The 17,912-nt window shown below is 31.6% G+C and carries 13 protein-coding genes; 7 read left to right on the top strand and 6 right to left on the bottom strand.

Annotation, left to right across the window (positions count from 1 at the left end):
- The first annotated feature begins 92 nt into the window (after positions 1-92).
- The 3 genes from B0A78_RS05335 (at position 93) to B0A78_RS05325 (ending at position 4,024) form a co-directional block, all read left to right on the top strand.
- Positions 93-1,688 carry an aldehyde dehydrogenase (NADP(+)) gene (locus tag B0A78_RS05335; protein WP_097609446.1) on the top strand — a complete coding sequence of 532 codons (1,596 nt, stop codon included), beginning with the start codon at positions 93-95 and terminating at the stop codon, positions 1,686-1,688.
- A gap of 3 nt (positions 1,689-1,691) precedes the next feature.
- Entirely contained in the window at positions 1,692-2,699 is a 1,008-nt protein-coding gene (locus B0A78_RS05330; RefSeq protein ID WP_097609445.1) for a 4-hydroxyproline epimerase, read from the top strand.
- Positions 2,700-2,785: 86 nt separating this feature from the next.
- Positions 2,786-4,024 (top strand): NAD(P)/FAD-dependent oxidoreductase, encoded by a 1,239-nt coding sequence (locus B0A78_RS05325; protein WP_097609444.1) that lies wholly within the window; start codon positions 2,786-2,788, stop codon positions 4,022-4,024.
- 532 nt (positions 4,025-4,556) lie between these two features.
- Here B0A78_RS05325 and B0A78_RS05320 read toward each other — a convergent pair.
- Complete coding sequence (locus tag B0A78_RS05320) at positions 4,557-7,601, bottom strand: M43 family zinc metalloprotease (protein WP_097609443.1); 3,045 nt, start codon at positions 7,599-7,601, stop codon at positions 4,557-4,559.
- A 223-nt stretch (positions 7,602-7,824) separates the two neighbouring features.
- Positions 7,825-9,135, bottom strand: a complete 1,311-nt coding sequence (gene der, locus B0A78_RS05315) for a ribosome biogenesis GTPase Der (RefSeq protein ID WP_014166221.1) — start codon at positions 9,133-9,135, stop codon at positions 7,825-7,827.
- A 119-nt stretch (positions 9,136-9,254) separates the two neighbouring features.
- Here der and B0A78_RS05310 point away from each other — a divergent pair, with 119 nt between their 5' ends.
- The 3 genes from B0A78_RS05310 (at position 9,255) to B0A78_RS05300 (ending at position 12,922) form a co-directional block, all read left to right on the top strand.
- Positions 9,255-9,773 (top strand): hypothetical protein, encoded by a 519-nt coding sequence (locus tag B0A78_RS05310; RefSeq protein WP_063743159.1) that lies wholly within the window; start codon positions 9,255-9,257, stop codon positions 9,771-9,773.
- Between the two features lie 160 nt (positions 9,774-9,933).
- Positions 9,934-12,171, top strand: a complete 2,238-nt coding sequence (locus B0A78_RS05305; RefSeq protein WP_065213096.1) for a TonB-dependent receptor — start codon at positions 9,934-9,936, stop codon at positions 12,169-12,171.
- A gap of 247 nt (positions 12,172-12,418) precedes the next feature.
- Entirely contained in the window at positions 12,419-12,922 is a 504-nt protein-coding gene (locus B0A78_RS05300) for a hypothetical protein (protein WP_065213097.1), read from the top strand.
- Positions 12,923-13,036: 114 nt separating this feature from the next.
- Here the strand turns inward: B0A78_RS05300 and era are convergent, their stop codons facing one another.
- A complete protein-coding gene (gene era / locus B0A78_RS05295; RefSeq protein ID WP_065213098.1) occupies positions 13,037-13,921 on the bottom strand; it encodes a GTPase Era in 885 nt (294 codons plus the stop codon).
- 121 nt (positions 13,922-14,042) lie between these two features.
- Here era and B0A78_RS05290 point away from each other — a divergent pair, with 121 nt between their 5' ends.
- Entirely contained in the window at positions 14,043-14,414 is a 372-nt protein-coding gene (locus B0A78_RS05290) for a group III truncated hemoglobin (protein WP_014166216.1), read from the top strand.
- 1 nt (position 14,415) lies between these two features.
- Here B0A78_RS05290 and B0A78_RS05285 read toward each other — a convergent pair whose 3' ends face one another.
- The 3 genes from B0A78_RS05285 to B0A78_RS05275 form a co-directional block, all read right to left on the bottom strand.
- Positions 14,416-15,195: an RMD1 family protein gene (locus tag B0A78_RS05285; protein WP_097609442.1), complete on the bottom strand. Its 780-nt coding sequence runs from the start codon at positions 15,193-15,195 to the stop codon at positions 14,416-14,418.
- A 160-nt stretch (positions 15,196-15,355) separates the two neighbouring features.
- Entirely contained in the window at positions 15,356-16,819 is a 1,464-nt protein-coding gene (locus B0A78_RS05280) for a lipopolysaccharide biosynthesis protein (RefSeq protein WP_014166214.1), read from the bottom strand.
- A 151-nt stretch (positions 16,820-16,970) separates the two neighbouring features.
- Positions 16,971-17,732: an FkbM family methyltransferase gene (locus B0A78_RS05275; protein ID WP_014166213.1), complete on the bottom strand. Its 762-nt coding sequence runs from the start codon at positions 17,730-17,732 to the stop codon at positions 16,971-16,973.
- Positions 17,733-17,912: the final 180 nt, after the last annotated feature.

The raw sequence follows: 17,912 nt of genomic DNA, 5'->3' as shown, positions 1-17,912 counted from the left end.
TTCATAAGGTTGATAATGTTTTTTCAGAACCTATCCTATAACCTACAAGATTTTCCTTGTAGGTTACTTTATTAAATAAATAAATAAAAAATATGATTACTGGGAAAAATTATATAGGAAGCCATTTGCTAGCAAGTGGTTCTAAAATTTTAAAAACGTTTAATCCGGAACTTAACCAAGAAAACGATTGGAATTTCATAGAAGCAACAACTGACGAAATAGAACAAGCTGTTCAACTAGCACATAAAGCGTACCAAGAATACAAAAATTTTTCAGGTAAGAAAAAAGCCTTATTTTTAAATGCAATTGCAGATGAAATACTAGCTTTAGGAGATGCTGTTTTAGAAGTGTATGTTCAAGAATCAGGTTTGCCAAGAGGAAGAGCCGAGGGGGAAAGAGGAAGAACAATAGGGCAACTTCGCGCTTTTGCTCAAATGCTTGAAGAAGGAAGTTGGGTAGAAGCAACTATTGATACAGCAGTTCCCGATAGACAACCCGTACCCAAAGTAGATTTAAGAAAAATGCTTTATCCTTTAGGACCAGTAGTTGTTTTCGGATCAAGTAATTTTCCTTTTGCTTTTTCTACAGCAGGAGGAGATACTGCCTCAGCATTAGCCGCAGGATGCCCTGTCATTGTAAAAAGCCATTCTCTACACATAGGAACAGGGGAATTAGTAGCTTCCGCTGTATTAAAAGCGGCACGAAAAACAGGAATGCCCGAAGGTGTTTTTTCTAATCTAATAGGAAGCGGTATAACTCTAGGGACTACATTAGTAAAGCATCCATTAATTAAAGCTGTTGGGTTCACTGGGAGCATTATTGGAGGTAGAACACTTTTTAATCTAGCAGCACAACGTCCCGAACCCATTCCGGTATTTGCAGAAATGGGAAGTATTAATCCCGTTGTATTATTACCTAACGAATTAAAAAACAACACCTCTTTTTGGGCTAAACAATATGCAAGTTCCATCACTTTAGGAACAGGACAGTTCTGTACAAATCCGGGTTTAATAATTGGATTAGAAAGCCCAGAATTAAACTCTTTTGCATCCGAATTAGCATCTGAAATTTTACAAATAGCACCTTCTTGCATGTTGCATTCCTCGATTAGAAAAAATTATGACGAAGGACAACAAGAATTAAGTTTACAAAAAGGAGTCGAAATTTTAGCTATTCATGAAGGTAAAACAAAACCTAATTATGCCCCTCAAACCGTATTACGAGTTAGTGCAACAGAATTTTTAAACAATAAAACATTAAGCCATGAAGTATTTGGACCGTTTTCAGTATTAGTGGTTTGTGAAACGAAAGAACAAATGACTACGGTTATAAACAACCTAGAAGGACAATTAACAGGAACAATTATCGCAGAATCAAAAGAACTAAGTCAATATAGAGAGGTAGTAGAAGCATTAAAAGGAAGAGTTGGACGTTTAATCTTTAACGGTGTGCCAACTGGAGTTGAGGTTTGTGCGTCTATGTTGCATGGTGGTCCTTATCCTGCCTCATCTGATTCAAGATTTACAGCGGTAGGGATTCATGCCGTAAAACGTTGGGTAAGACCTATAAGTTATCAAAATTGGCCTAACGAATTATTACCAGAAGAATTAAAAAATGAAAACCCATTAGGAATTTCAAGAACCGTAAATGATCAATTAGAAATAACAACAGCTTTTATTACAGCGTAAGCAATGGGAAGAAAAACTTTTTTTTGTGTAGATGCACATACCTGCGGAAATCCCGTAAGGGTTGTAGCTGGTGGTGGTCCTGATTTAAAGGGAGCAAACATGAGCGAAAAAAGACAACATTTTTTAAAAGAGTACGATTGGATTCGAAAAGGACTAATGTTTGAACCCAGAGGTCATGATATGATGAGTGGTAGTATCTTATACCCTCCTGTTGATCCAGAAAATGATTTTGGAATTTTGTTTATAGAAACCTCAGGATGTTTACCCATGTGCGGTCACGGGACTATAGGTACAATTACCATAGCTGTTGAAGAGGGATTAGTTACGCCAAAAATTCCAGGAAAAATTAGAATGGAAGCACCAGCAGGTCTTGTGCAAATAGAATACAAACAAATTGGCAAAAAAGTAGAGTGGGTACGTCTTACAAATGTAAAATCCTATTTAGCAGCGCAAGATTTAACTATAGAATGTCCTGAATTGGGAGAAATACTATTTGATGTAGCTTATGGAGGGAACTATTATGCCATAGTTGATCCACAGAAAAATTTTAGCGGTATACAAAATTTTACCGCAAGCAAAATAATACAATACAGTCAAGTGGTTCGTGCACGTATAAATGAAAAATATCCAAATCGATTTATACATCCAGAAAATGATACGATTAAAGATGTAAGCCATTTATTATGGACAGGTACTCCAATTGATTCAAGTTCTTCAGGAAGAAACGCTGTATTTTATGGAGATAAAGCAATAGATCGTTCCCCTTGCGGTACAGGAACCTCTGCTCGAATGGCGCAATTACATGCAAAAGGGATCTTAAAAAAAGATGAAGAATTTATACACGAAAGTTTTATTGGCAGTAAATTCATCGGACGGGTAGTTGAAGAAACCAATATAGGTTCTATACCCGCAATTGTACCAAGTATTCAAGGATGGGCTAAAGTTTATGGTTATAATAACATTATTATTGATGATGATGATCCATACGCTCATGGATTTCAGGTAATATAAATAGAATTAAAAATCAGGAAAGTATAGCGAAAATAAATTTGCTAAGCTTTTTTAAAAATATCTCAAATCTCAAAAGTATTAAAAAAATGAAAAAAATAAGTATAATAGGAGGCGGTATTATTGGGTTATGTACTGCTTATTATTTGACAGAAGAAGGATATGAGGTAGAAATATTTGACAGTTCTGATCTAACAGACGGTTGCTCCTATGGAAATGCAGGAATGATAGTACCCTCTCACGTTATTCCCCTTGCACAACCAGGTATGATTGCACAAGGCGTTAAATGGATGTTTGATAGTAAAAGTCCCTTTTATATCCAACCTCGTTTTGATGTTGATTTGTTGAAATGGGGGTGGAAATTTTATAAAAATGCCACAAAACAACATGTAGAAAAAGCAAAACCAGCTCTTCGAAATTTGTCTCTGTTAAGTAAAGAACTTTATAAAGATTTAGCAAGTAAAAGTAATTCCTTTTACTATGAAGAAAAAGGACTTTTAATGTTATTTAAAACAGATAAAACAGGTGCGGAAATTGTGCATGAAGGAGAAGAAGCTAAAAAATTAGGGTTAGAAGTCGAATTCTTATCAAAATCAGAAGTAGAAAGTTTAGAACAAGGAACGAAACTAGATATTTTAGGGGGAGTTCATTATAAATGCGATTCGCATTTATATCCTCAAAAATTCATAGCATACCTAAAAAGAGAATTAGCTAAAAAAGGAATAAAGATTCATAATAATTGTAGTGTGATGGATTTTGTTATAACAAACGAAAAAGTAAGTCAGATAATTACTTCTAAAGGAAATTTTAGTACAGACGAAGTTGTAATTGCTACAGGAGCATGGAGTCCTAGTTTAGCTAAAAAAATAGGGACAGGTATTTCTCTTTTACCAGGAAAAGGATACAGTTTTACGTTATTAGATAAGGAAAAAAAACCTCTAATTCCTTCTATTTTATGTGAAGGAAAAGTAGCTGTTACTCCTATGAATAAAGATATTCGTTTTGGTGGTACCATGGAAATTACTCATACAGGAGATACAAAAATAAATCGGAACAGATTGCAAGGTATCGTTAATACAGTAAACACTTTTTATCCTGAAATGAAAGTGGGAATGCCTGAAAATCAAGAAATATGGTATGGTTTTCGTCCTTGTACTCCGTCAGGTATGCCGATAATTTCCAGAGATAAAAATATTCAAAATGTAATTTTAGCAACAGGACACGGCATGATGGGATTAAGTTTAGCACCTGCTACAGGTAAAATAGTTTCTGAAATTATAGCTAATAAATCCCATTCTATATCTATTCGCCAATTTCAGTTGAGTTAATGGTTTGTTTTATTGTAAAAGGAAAATCAGATGGGTTAGAAAATTTGTTTTAAGTTGGGTTAAAAAGAAGGGGTTCGCTTTTTTAAAGTCGAACCCTTTCAAATTTTAGTTTAATTGTAAAAAAGCTTTACATACAGCTTGTGTATTATATTATTTAAACTTAAAATATACTGAATTAAAAAGTAAAGTTCTCGATACGTTTTTGAAATGAAATGGAAAAAACAACTCGAACAGATGGTTGAGTATACAATCGAAATCATCGTCAGATCGAGTGCGAAACGCATCGAGAACCAACGCTAATTTTTGTTGCTTTTATAGATGTACTATTTTTAAAAAGAAAATTCAAAGTTTAAACCCAGATTGCGCATTAGAAATTTAGTATAGATAAAAATGACTTTGAATCTAAAAAAGCACTCTTTTTTTATCCTCAATGTAAAACTACAGCTCTGGGGAAAAAATGTGTGCATTTTTATTTTCTTTGCCCTTATTTTTTTCATCACAAAGGCTAACGCATAATTTGGGTTAAATGGTATTATTTTAAAAATAAATGTTTACTATCTTCCACTTTTTCTTTAGAAATTAGTTTAACTTGATACGTTCCTCTAGGTAAATTTTGAACGGAATAATTTTCCAATTGTTGCGTTATTCTTACAAGCTGGCCTAAGTTGTTATAGATTTCTATACGACTATCGTTAGAAATGCTTTCAGGTATTGAAAACGTTACTTGATCGGTAGCAGGGTTTGGCACCATAATAAATTTAGATTCTTTTGTATTTATAGGTCCTGATAAAGGTAAGGTTACATTTACAGGAGTACTCCAATTACTTTCTCCTGTAGAATTAAGAGCTTTTACTCTAAATTGAAATTGTGTACTAGATTCAGGTTTTGCCGCATATAAATAATAACTAGTTGAAGTTCCTACTGTGTACCAAGTACCTGAGGTATTCAATTGTACCTCATATTTACTAGCATTAAGAACCTTATTCCATAAAGCATAAAATCCATTTTTAGAGATTCCACCATTTAAATAAGCATAAGGCGTTTCTAAAGTAGTATTTTGTTCTTGTATTTGTACGGTGTAGTCTTCAATTTCTCCATCGTTAATATATCCACAAGGAGTATTACTAATATCATTATAGCGCATTATGATACGCATACGGAAAGTACCTTTTGTGGTTAAAGGAATTGAAAAAGTGCCCGTGTACTCTTTGTTTGTTAGTGCTGTTTTTAAAACGATTTCTGAATTTTCAAATTGTTTATTGTCATTATAGTCAATCCAAATTGTCCATGCTTCATCAGAAGCAGAAGGATTAAAACCAGGGGTAAGTACTGTGGTTATTTGTTCTCCTGATTTTAAACTAATTGTTTTAGATGCGTAATTACCATATCCTTCATAATCCGCTCCAGAAGTATTTGTAAAAGAACTTAATTTAATGGATTTAATATATTCATAAGCATTTCTCGCGCTAACTTTACAATAATCCACATAATCGCTAGGAGCTGTAATTATTGTTTCATTAGAGTAGCTTGATTTTTCAGTTCCTTTGTAAGCACTTATTCTATATTTGTAAGTAATACCTACATTAATAAGGTTGTCTGAATATGTATAAGTATTAGGTGCCAAGGTAGTAATTAGCTGATAAGCACCTCCATTAGTTGATTTTTCTAGATAAAAACCATCTTCTGTTGTATTTTTATCAATCCAGTTTAGAACAACAGTATTGTTATTGATAGCAGAAGTAAGGTTTGAAGGAGAGGTTAAAGATTGTAGATCTTTTTCACCTGCTTTTATGGGAGCTCCAGGTTGTGTGTTGTAAGCGTATTCTGTAATTCTATACCCTTCAGAGCCACTAACAGGCTCTACTTTAAAATAGCCATAGCAAGTATTGCCATCTATTTTGTATTCATAGCCAATATATCCTATTTGTCCTCTCCAATCATTATACGACGGATTGATGATGTCTAGCTGGTTGGGATACGCTCCAGGTGCTGTAAAATTAGAAGAACCATTTATTTCAGTTCCTTTTGTTAAACGGCTAATATTTCTTGTGTTTGCATTGCAAATCAATCGCTTTCCATACGTTTCTAATTTGTATTTATCGGTTTCAAATAGCCAAAATCCATACGAAGTATCGTCTCCTTTTTCTGTATTAAAGAAAAGCCATGTTTGATTAGGCGTTGCCATCCAGTTTGGTTGTCCTTTAGCTAAAAATATACCGTAAGGATCTATAAAAACAAATTTAATGTTTAATTTGTCAGATATTAAGTTGTTAGTGCCTCCAGAAAAGGCAGCGGGTAAAAATTGAATACTTGCTAAAATATTATGATTAGTCTGATGGTTTTGTGCAGAGCCTTCCAATGTAAGAGTTGCTTTAGAATTACTATTTATGGTTATGATAGGATTTAAGCCTTGAGGGAAATTGGTTAGTGTATAATGGGTTCCTTGAATAAGTTTTCCAGAGGATAATGAAAAAGTTTTTCCTGCTGTTAGACTTAATTCATTTATTTGAGAGAAAGTACCATTGTTGCTAATGTTTTCTTTGTAAAGACTTAATGGGGCGATAATTGATGCTAGTTGGTTGTCATATACGCCTGTAGCTAATAAATTTGAATTTTGCCAAAGAGTAATTCTTGCTTCGTGTTGCATTGCTGCAATCATTCGGTCAACTTGACCTCTGGTAAACATTTTATAACAACCTCTTGCTCCGTTGTATCCCATGTAGTTTTCGATATTTACTTTGTCTCCATCGCAATTTGTACCAGGGGTGCAGCTCAAGGTGTGTTTAGCATCTTCTTTAGGTGTGTCGTCTACCTGATCTGTTCCCGTACAACCATCTTCAAATGTGTGAATTAAGTTAAAAAAATGACCAAATTCATGGGTAAGGGTAGAAGAAAATTCTTTGTCGGTGTTGCCTAATAGATAAGCGCCATTAAATACTATTCTAGCGGTATTTCTATTGGTCATATTTATATCGGGATACCAAGCCACTCCAGAATTAGTGTAAATATTCTGATTGTATAAATCATTTTGTATATAAACGTTTAGGTATTTTTTATTATCCCAAGCATCTGCTGCAATTTGATCATCATATCCACCTCCATTTCCATACCCATTTTTTGTTGTATGAAAAACAACCCCTAGGGTGTTGCCTCCATTGGGGTCGATTTTAGCTAATCGAAATTGAATGTTTAACGTTGCTCGACGAGGTTGAAAAAAAGGGTCAACGCTATTGAAGTCATCATTAAGCCCATTAAAATCATTATTAACAGCATTTAATGCGTTGACGATTTTTTCGTAGGTAACACTTTTTCCGCTTTGTGTAGTACCATAAATATGAAATACGACAGGGATAATGTAATTAGTGGCCAAAGCGTTGTTTTTTACATTTTTGTTTTTACGTAAATCCTGTACAAACTTTTTTGTAAAGATTTCAAATTCATTTCTGTTTTTTAAAGCATCGGGATTTTTTCTTTGTGTAATTTCGTTTTGTTCTCTTGTTCCGCATTCTAGAAGTTGAGCATATAAGCTCCCACCAATACTTAGTAGGAGGTTAATTAAGATTAATGTTTTTTTCATAATTCTGTTTTTTGGTTTTTTATTTATATATAATGCAATTTATTTCTATTTTATTTCTATTTTTTATGCTTATTTAACAATAAAGAATACTATTCTATCCTGTGTTTTGCTTTTGTATTTCTAAGAGGTAAATAGTATGATTTTTTAGAAAAAGGAGTAGTTTAAAAACAAAAAAGCCATTGCTTTTTTTAGCAATGGCTTTTTAAATAAAGGAGGTGTTATTTTATTTTTCTCGTATATAAATATCAATTGGTACACCTTCAAAGTTCCAGTTGTTTCTGATTTTATTTTCTAAGAAACGTTTGTATGGATCTTTTACATATTGAGGTAAGTTAGCAAAGAACACAAATTGTGGTGATTGTGTTGGTAACTGCATACAGTATTTAATTTTTATGTATTTCCCTTTTAGTGCTGGAGGTGGCATGTGTTCAATGATGTTTAGCATGTACTCATTGAATTTAGAGGTAGGAATGCGTTGTTTTTTGTTTTCGTACACTTGAACAGCAGCTTCTAATGCCTTTAGTAAGCGTTGTTTTGTTAATGCCGAAACAAAAATAATAGGTACATCTGTAAAAGGAGCTATTTCTTCACGAATTTTAGCTTCGTATAATTTTGTGGTCATTGTGTCTTTTTCAACTAAGTCCCACTTGTTAACTAAAATCACAACTCCTTTGCGATTTTTTTCAGCTAACCAAAAAATATTTTGATCTTGTCCTTCAAAACCACGAGTTGCATCTATCATTAAAATACAAACGTCACTATGTTCAATAGCGCGAACAGAGCGCATTACAGAGTAAAATTCTAAATCTTCTTTAACTTTTGATTTACGACGTATGCCTGCTGTATCAACTAGGTTGAATTCAAACCCAAAACGATTATATTTCGTATCAATAGCATCACGAGTAGTACCTGCAATATCCGTTACTACAAAACGATCTTCACCAATTAAAGCATTGATAAATGAAGATTTTCCAGCGTTAGGACGGCCCACTACACAAAAACGCGGTAAAGGATTTTCTTCTTCTAGGACTTCTGGTAGTTCGGGCAGTACTTCTACTAATTTGTCTAGTAATTCTCCTGTTCCACTACCATTCATACCAGCAATAGTGTAATATTCTCCTAAACCTAAAGAGTAGAATTCAACAGCGTCACTCATACGCATTGCATTATCTACCTTGTTAACAGCTACTAAAACAGGTTTGTCAACTTTACGAAGCAAATTAGCTACTTCCATATCCATAGGAGTTACGCCTTCTTCTACGTCTACTACAAAAATGATAGCATCGGCTTCGTCAATGGCTAATTCTACCTGTTTGCGAATTTCTCCTTCAAAAATATCATCAGAACCCTTAATATAACCACCTGTGTCAATTACAGAAAACTCTTTTCCATTCCATTCACTTTTACCATAAATACGATCGCGTGTTACCCCTGCAACAGAATCTACAATAGCTTCACGACGTTGAATTAATCGGTTAAAAAAAGTTGATTTCCCTACATTAGGTCTCCCTACAATGGCTACGATATTATTCATTTTTCAATTTTTCAGTGCGCAAAGGTAAAAAAAACAAACTGGTTACACATTCTTTTTGGTAAAATTATCTTTCCATGGATCTGATTTTTATATATTTGCTCCTCCCACAAAAAGTTTAAATGAGAAAAAGGGTTCTATTATTGCTTGCTATTATTATACTCATGCATGCAGGAGTAGTGAGTTCTATTTTTGAAATTAAACAAAACTTTTTAAAATCAGTGGTGTTAGAAAATTATTCTGAAAATGACTGTTTTACGATAAAATTAACTTTAACAGAATTTCTTAAAAGTAGAATTTCAGATCATGAAATTATAATTAATAAAGAATTTCATGATGTTATTGAAATAAAAACGGATGATCAATTTGTGGTTTTAAAATTAATTAACGACAAAATCGAAAAAAAATACCTCAACAGAACAAAAGATTATAAGGAAAAGACTAATACAGGAGCAAAAAATAAGAACCAAAGGTTAAAAATCAATTTTCTGTACTATCAGGAAAATATAGCGTTTGTTTTACTAAATAATTACTCATATTGTCGGAAAGCAAAATTAAACATGGATGATTTAATGAATTATTTACAAAATAAACAATCAATAGAACCACCTCCACCAGAGTATACTTATTTAATAGGTTGATCGTTTTACCTCAATCTATTTTATTGAAAATAATATATTGATAGACAATAGGATAAAAAAGCGTTTAGCTTTATTTAAATCTTTGTTTATCTCATTTAGTATTTAGCTAAAGTGTTAGCTAAATCTAGTATGATAATTTTTAAAAATAAGTAAAGTATACATGAAAATTAAAAATAAAATAGGAGTAGTTTTATTGGGACTTACTTCAATTCAAGCTATTTCTCAAGAGAATAACAAAAATATAGAAATTAATAAATTAAATGAAGTAGAAATTACAGCTACTTCGCAATCAGATAAGACATTATTAAAACAAGCGGCGTCTATTTCTAAATTAGAAACCAAAGAAATTCAACGTGGTACAGGATTGTTTTTTGATGATGCTGTAAATACAAACATACCAGGAATGTTTATGCAGCGCCGTACTGTATCAGCAGGACAAACGTTTAATATTCGCGGATATGGAAATGGCGTGCGAGGAACTAATGGAACTAATAGTAATTTTGATTCACAAGGAGTAAAAGTGTATTTAAATAATATTCCAGTAACAGATGCTGAAGGAATTACTTTAATGGATGATATTGACTTTAATTCAATTGGAGAAGTTGAGGTTCTAAAAGGACCAGCAGGGTCATTGTATGGATTGGCTATTGCAGGTGCTGTAAATTTAAAAACAATTAAACCAGAGGCAGGAAAAACCTCTATTTCTCAAAATACCATGTTTGGTAGCTATGGTTTAAGACGATTGACCTCTCAAATAGCTGTGGGGAGTGAAAAATCCTCTTTTTTAGTTAATTACGGAAACCAAAAGTATGATGGTTTTATGAATCATACAGCTTCTAAAAAAGATTTTGTAAATATTTTTGCTGATTTTGGCTTAAGTAACAAGCAAAAAATCAATGCGTATGTAGGATATACCAATAGTTATGAGGAAAGAAATGGAGAACTTACAATAGCTCAGTATCAAAATTTAGATTATTCAGGAAATCCAGCTTATATTAAAAATAATGCACATAGTAATGTCATTAGTTTCAGAGCAGGACTGAACCATTTTTATCAAATATATAAAAACCTGAGTAATTCCACTTCTGTTTTTGGTTCAGGAATTAGTAGTAATGTAAGTTCTGCTGGAGGATGGACCGATAAATTACCTGTAAATTATGGTTTTCGTTCTACCTTTGATAGTAAATGGGATTTAGGTAATGAGTTTAAATTGTCAGGTATTACGGGAGTTGAAATGCAAATGCAAAATGCACAAACACTGGCATATCCTATGGGGAATCCTGTAAATGCAGAGGGATATAATACTATAGGGGTTTTAAGAAGTAATTTATACGTTTTGTCAAAAACAAATTCTGTATTTACTGAATGGACTTTTAATATGCCCTATGATTTTGCTCTAACGGCTGGTATTAGTTCAAATTATATGAGAATAGATTCTAATGACAGATTTCCTTATATTTACAACCCTTCAGGAAATCCGCAAGTAACCCAAAATAGTAAACCATTAAACTTTAATGTATCTTATAAAGATATGTATTCTCCAAAAGTAGCTATTAGTAAAGTATTTTATAAATCAGTATCTGTTTATGCTTCTTACAACAAAGCATATAAAGCACCTGTAAGCGGTTATTTATTTATTCCTGAAATCAATCAGGTCAATAGTAATTTACGTCCAGAAATTGGAGAACAATGGGAGGTAGGTACAAAAGGAAAACTTCTAGAAGGACGTTTAGGATTTGAATTGGCCGCTTTTAGAACAAATTTTAAAGATAAAATGTCAACCGTTTCAGTTACAGATCCAGCCAATACAACTAAGTTGTATACTTATATGATTAATGGAGGAAGCCAGCTGCATAAAGGAGTAGAAGGTAATTTAAAATTTGAAATGATAAAAACAACAAATGGTTTTCTAAAATCATTCGCGCCATTTGTAAACGGGACTTATTCTGATTTTACATACCCAGAGTATAAATTTAGTAGAACCACCACTGGGGCTAATATTGCTCAAAATGTTTATGATTTTTCAGGCTTGAGTGTGTTAGGAACCCCTAAATGGGTTGCTAATGCAGGGGTAGATTTTCTAACTAAATTGGGAATCTATGGTAACGTAACGTTTAATCATAGAGGAACTGCTAATTTTGGATACGTTCCTGTAGATAGAACAAATCCAAATTTACAAATCGCAACTGCGGATAAATACAATTTATTACATGCTAAATTAGGTTTAAAAATAAATGTAATCAATCACCTAGATTTAGATGTTTTTTCAGGGGTTAATAATATTACTAATGTACAGTATTACCAAATGGTTTTTGTTAATCAAATGCCTGATGCGTACATTCCTGCACCTTTAAATGCAACCTTTTTTGGAGGTTTAAATGTAAAATATACTTTTTAATATCGTACAGAGGATGTTTAAAAAAGGATTCAACATTTGTTGTTGATTTAAACAAGATAGAAGGGGAATGGCTTTACTTGTGCAATTTTCCCTTCTGTTTTGTGTTATACAGATTTTTTTAGAATTCTCAGAATTTTTATAACGTACTTTTTGTTATAAAAAAATGTTTTTTTAAAAAAATAAACGCGTTTTGTTGGTTTTTAATAATTTTCTTATCTTGGTTGCCCTCTAATCAAATAAACTAAAAATGGAAACTGAAAACACGATTAACCTACGACTGCGATTTTATAAAGACATTGACGAAACAGTTGATGTCGTGAGACAAAAATTTATTGATTATAAAAGTCAAATTTCTTCGGATTATGTAATGAAGATAAGAAGAAATCATATACAATTTACTATAGGAGGCTTAAAACAACGTTATTGGTCACCGTACTTAACGATAGAATTGGAAGAAAAAGAAGGGAGTAATGGACAAGCTACTCATATTCGAGGGTTGTTTGGACCCGCTCAAACCATGTGGACATTTTTTATATTTATGCACTTTATGGTAGCTGGAATTTTTATTGTCTTTATGATGTTTGCTCTTTCTGATTATATGTTAAGAAAAAGTATTACATCTGATTTTATAGTGATGGGATTAATGGTTTTTTGCTGGATATTTCTTTATATTCTAGGGCGTCAAACACGTGAAAACGGATATGGCCAAATGAACGAATTAGAACAAGAGTTCTTAAAAATTATTCAATAAAACTATTGGTTTCTAAAAAAGAACCCCGTTTTTAAGCAAAAGCAATTAAAAACGGGGTTTTATCTAAAGGAATTGTATAAAAAGAGGAGTGTGTTTAATTTTTAAATCAGTCAATTATTTTTGATTATATCCAAAACGTCTTAACTGTTTTTCATTCGAGCGCCAATCTTTATTAACCTTTACGTACAGTTCGATATGTATTTGTTTACCAAAGAATTTTTCTAATTCTTGGCGGGCTTGAATCCCTACTTTTTTAATAGCAGCTCCTTTGTGGCCTATGATAATTCCTTTCTGAGTATCGCGTTCTACCATTATTAAAGTACGAATTCTGATGATCGTATCATCTTCTTTGAATTCTTCCGTTTCAACTTCACAAGCGTAAGGGATTTCTTTATCATAATTTAATAATATTTTTTCGCGGATTGCTTCATTAACAAAAAAACGTTCGGGTTTATCTGTTAAAGCATCTTTAGGATAATACGGTTCTGATTGAGGAAGTAATTCTATAATTCGATCAAAAACAGCTTGTATGTTAAAATTTTCTAAAGCAGAAATAGGGAAAATTTCCGCATTAGGTACTTTCTCCTTCCATATAGTTACTTGTTCTTCCAGTTGTTCTTGATTGGATTTATCAATTTTGTTTAAAAGAAGAAGGACTGGTATTTTAGAGTGAATAATTTTATTAAAAAAAGCTTCGTCTTTTAAGCTTTTTTCACCTATTTCCACCATATAAATCAAGATGTCAGCATCTTCAAATGCCGATTTCACAAAATCCATCATAGAATTTTGTAATTCATAAGCAGGCTTTATAATTCCGGGTGTATCCGAAAACAATATTTGAAAATTATCACCATTTACAATACCCAAAATTCGATGACGAGTTGTTTGTGCTTTACTTGTAATGATGGATAAGCGTTCTCCTACTAAAGCATTCATTAGAGTTGATTTTCCAACATTGGGATTTCCTATAATATTAACGTATCCTGCTTTGTGCGACATAATGTACTTTTTTTGCAAAGGTAGGAAATAAAACCCGATAGCTTCATATTCTATGAATAGAAAGGGGATGTAGATGATAAAAATCAATAAAAAATTAAATTAAATAAATTACATTCGCTATATGAAAGATATAGAAACAAGAGAAGACATATTATGTATAATGAAGGAGTTTTATAATAAACTCTTGGCTGATGGTAACATTAATTTCTTTTTTAAAAAGACAACTCATGTTGATCAACATTTAGATGAGCATTTAGATGTTTTATGTACTTTTTGGGAACAAGCCTTGTTCTTAAAAGGAGGTTATGCTAATAATATGTTTCAAATACATAAAGATATTCATGATAAAGAACCCTTTTTAAAGGAACATTATGATATTTGGTTGGATTATTTATACGATAGTATTGACCCTTATTTTGAAGGTAAAGTTGCAGAACAGATGAAGAAAATGGCGGTAAACATGGCCACCGTTTTAAAAATAAAATTAGTTTAATCTAATGTTTTATAAAGGACATTATTATTTCAAAGGTAATTAATAAGATAATGATCCACTCTAAACGAGAACTTTCTTTTACATTTAAAACTTCGGTAAATATTTTTAGATTGTTTTCAACGATAGAAAGACGGTAATCGACGTCTTTAAAACGGGGTAAAATTTCAAAATTGGATTTCATTTTTTTGTTCAAAGCATCTAGTTTTTCGTTTTCCCATACGGAGTTAGGATCGTCTAGTATATATAAGTTATCTACAATACTGTTTTTTACGTTTAGTACTTGACCTATGTATTTTAAAAGATGCTTTTTAGAAATATTAATATTTCCAGTATTTTCTAGTTGGAGAATGAATTCTTTAGTAGAAGAAACCAATTTGCCTGTAAGGATCTCATAATATTCTAATGCTACTGATTGCGCCACATTCAGCATAATTATTCGTATAGCTGAACTGTCTAATTCAGGTAAGAGAACTTCATTGTTTTTAACTTCAAAATTTATATTTTCTTCCTTTATTATAATAAAATACCTCTCTTTTAAAAGCATATCTATTGGCGATTCCTGATGTCTTTTTATTTTTTGTAACCATTCGGTTTCTTCTTCAGGGCTAAAATTGGCAAAAACAACCACACCGTAATCTAATAAATAAATAAATTTATTTTGTTCTATTTGCTTAAAAAACTCTGAGCCAGAAAAACTATAATTAGCTCCCTCTAACTCATCTTTGAAATCTTTAATATTAATAATTTCGGCTAACTGAATTGCGGAGATTTTTATTTTCATGAGATTTTGTTTCTTACAAATTTACACACAAAATTATTCTTTATAAAGTATATTTGTGTAAAGGTTTTGTAAATCAGTACAATAAACTGTTTTTTTATTGAGTGTAAAGGATTTTTATAATTTGTTATTAGGATTTATCGAACCAATAGATTATTCTCTTTTACCGCATTAATGATTTCGGTAAAACCTCCTTTATAGGAACAATTTTAAAAATTCCATTGGCTACAGCAAAAACAATAAGTCCCACAAAAGGTTTGTAGCATAAATTAATAAATTTATAGGGAGTATTAGGTAAGAAGCGACCAATAATGAGGACGATGATTAATACGAAAAACAAATGTAAAAATTTCCAACTAAAAGGATGTACACCAAATTTTTTATAATTGAAATAAATTTTTATTAGATTGTAGGTAGTCAGAGAAATAGCAGTAGCAATAGAAACACCAATAATACCTAATTTAAACCAAAATAAAAAAATAAGATTAGAGATTATAGTCAACAAGGCCAACGCAACGGTTGTGGTATTATTAAATTTATAATATTTAGAATTTGTAATAATATAACCATTAAAACCTGTAGCTAAATCAAATAACAAAGCAAATCCCATGATATATAATACGGGTAAGCCTTTGGCTAATTTATCTCCATTTTTCATCAAAGCAAATAAATCTTCAATTCCAACGGCTACTAAACCAAATAATACGATGCCAATTACAAATAAATACAAGGACGTTTTATGATGTAAGGTTTTTAACTCTTGTAGTTTGTTTTCGGCTATATACTGTGCAATAATAGGAGCTGAAATAGTATAAACACCTAAGGCAGGAACAGTGATCATTCGAACCAAATTAAGAGAAGTATTGTAGATAGAAACCTCTTGAAAGGTTAACATTTCGCCAATCATATAGGTGTCAATGTTCAGTGCAATTACAGAGCCCATACTTCCTAAAAATGTATAAAAGGAATAAATAAAAAGGGCCTTCCCAAATTGATCCTTTTTTAAAAAAGTAAAATCCATTTTTTGGGTCAGTTTTTCTAGGCGATTAAGATAAACGATCATACCTAAAAAAGCGATTACAAAAAAGCCAACAAAGATCCATAAGGCCTTGCTTTCTTGTAATTTATCCCAAATCAATAACGTAAAGGCCGTTACCATTCCCAATTTAGGAAATAGATTTTCAAAAATATTAGGGATAACAATTCGTTTCTTTATAGAAATGTATTTAGATGTTAATTGTATTAATGAAAGGAGTAATGCTATTGAAAGGATATAAGGAGAATAAATGTAAAAATCAGTTGATTGGAGGGATGGAAAGAGTATTATTGTGAATCCTAATAATATGAATCCTAATGAAAAATTACTAATAATAAAAACAATAGAAAATTTGAATAAGTTTTGTTGCGTATTGTTTTGTGACATTTGTGGAAAAAATCGCACATTAGCGTGCATGATTCCCAAGGCTACCAAAGGTAAAATTAATAAAGCAGTTTGATACACAAACTGTAGTTTACCCGAAAAATCTAAATCATACGGATATAAAAATACGGTAGAAAATATACCTACTACAGTACTTAAGTATCCTATGATACTGTATTTTATACTCTGTCTTGCTACAACACTCATTTAACTACTTATTTTATAAATTTCCATAGACTTATAGGACATTTAACCAAGTACCCAAAGTTTATACAAGTTGTCTAATTGGGGGGTAACCTGCTTTTACGTTCTTGATGCTAATTGTTTTTTAATTATGCCGTTGCTTATGACTTTTAAATTATTTAGGAATGAAAATAAAATTATTTATATAGCGATTAAAATCATTTAAATATTCATCTTTTTGAAAGTCAGGTAATAAAGAAATGGTAAAAGGTTGTAAAATCAATGATTTTCGATTGAAATAAAAAACTTCATAACCAAAACTGTTTATGAAATCAAAAATTTCTTGGATAGGATAGTGCGCATGACGTAACTCAATTTCAATAATAAATGTTGGGCGTAATTTTTCTAGAATATTTTTACTGCCTTTAACGGTGTCAAATTCATGTCCTTCGACATCAATTTTTACTACATCTAACTTTTCTATTTTATTTTGAGAAACCCAATCATCCAACGTTATTGTTTTGATCTCAATTTTTTCTACTTCATCTCCCATGTTTTCTAAAGAAGCACGTGTGTCCTGTAAGCCATTTTCTTTTTTAGGAATATGTAATATAGAAGTACCTGTTGTAGAAGAAGCAGCTAAGGGGAATAGTTTAATTTTAGGAAATAAAGGCTGAATATAATCGACTAATGATTCATTTGGTTCAAAACCAAAAATTTTACCCGTTTTGATCTTCTTCTCAGCTTGATATAAATAAATTCCTTTATTGGTTCCTATATCTACAAAAACCGAGTTTTCTTGTAAAAGCTGATGGATCAATAATAATTCCGGTTCACATTTATAGTTTCCAGTACTTAAAGAGGCAAGGGTTTTGTAATATCTTTTCTTGTATAAAGAAGGCCAATATTTATAGGCTAATTGTATTAAAAATTTCATATTTTGTTTAGAGTATTTAAGGCCTTTAACAAATTTTATATTTCTCTGTTTTTTTAAAATTTTCTTTTTAAAACGAGTTTTATTTTTTCAAAGGTAACTTTTTCTGTAAAAGTGTACAAATAGCGTATTTTCATAGACAAAGTGGCTATTTTGGATTTACCCCAGATTACGCATTAGAAA

It is taken from the genome of Flavobacterium columnare NBRC 100251 = ATCC 23463 (genome assembly GCF_002530675.1).
In the GTDB taxonomy this organism is placed as follows: Bacteria; Bacteroidota; Bacteroidia; order Flavobacteriales; family Flavobacteriaceae; genus Flavobacterium; species Flavobacterium columnare.
Note: the sequence above shows the minus strand (reverse complement) of the source record. Positions and strands in the feature narration are given on the sequence as shown.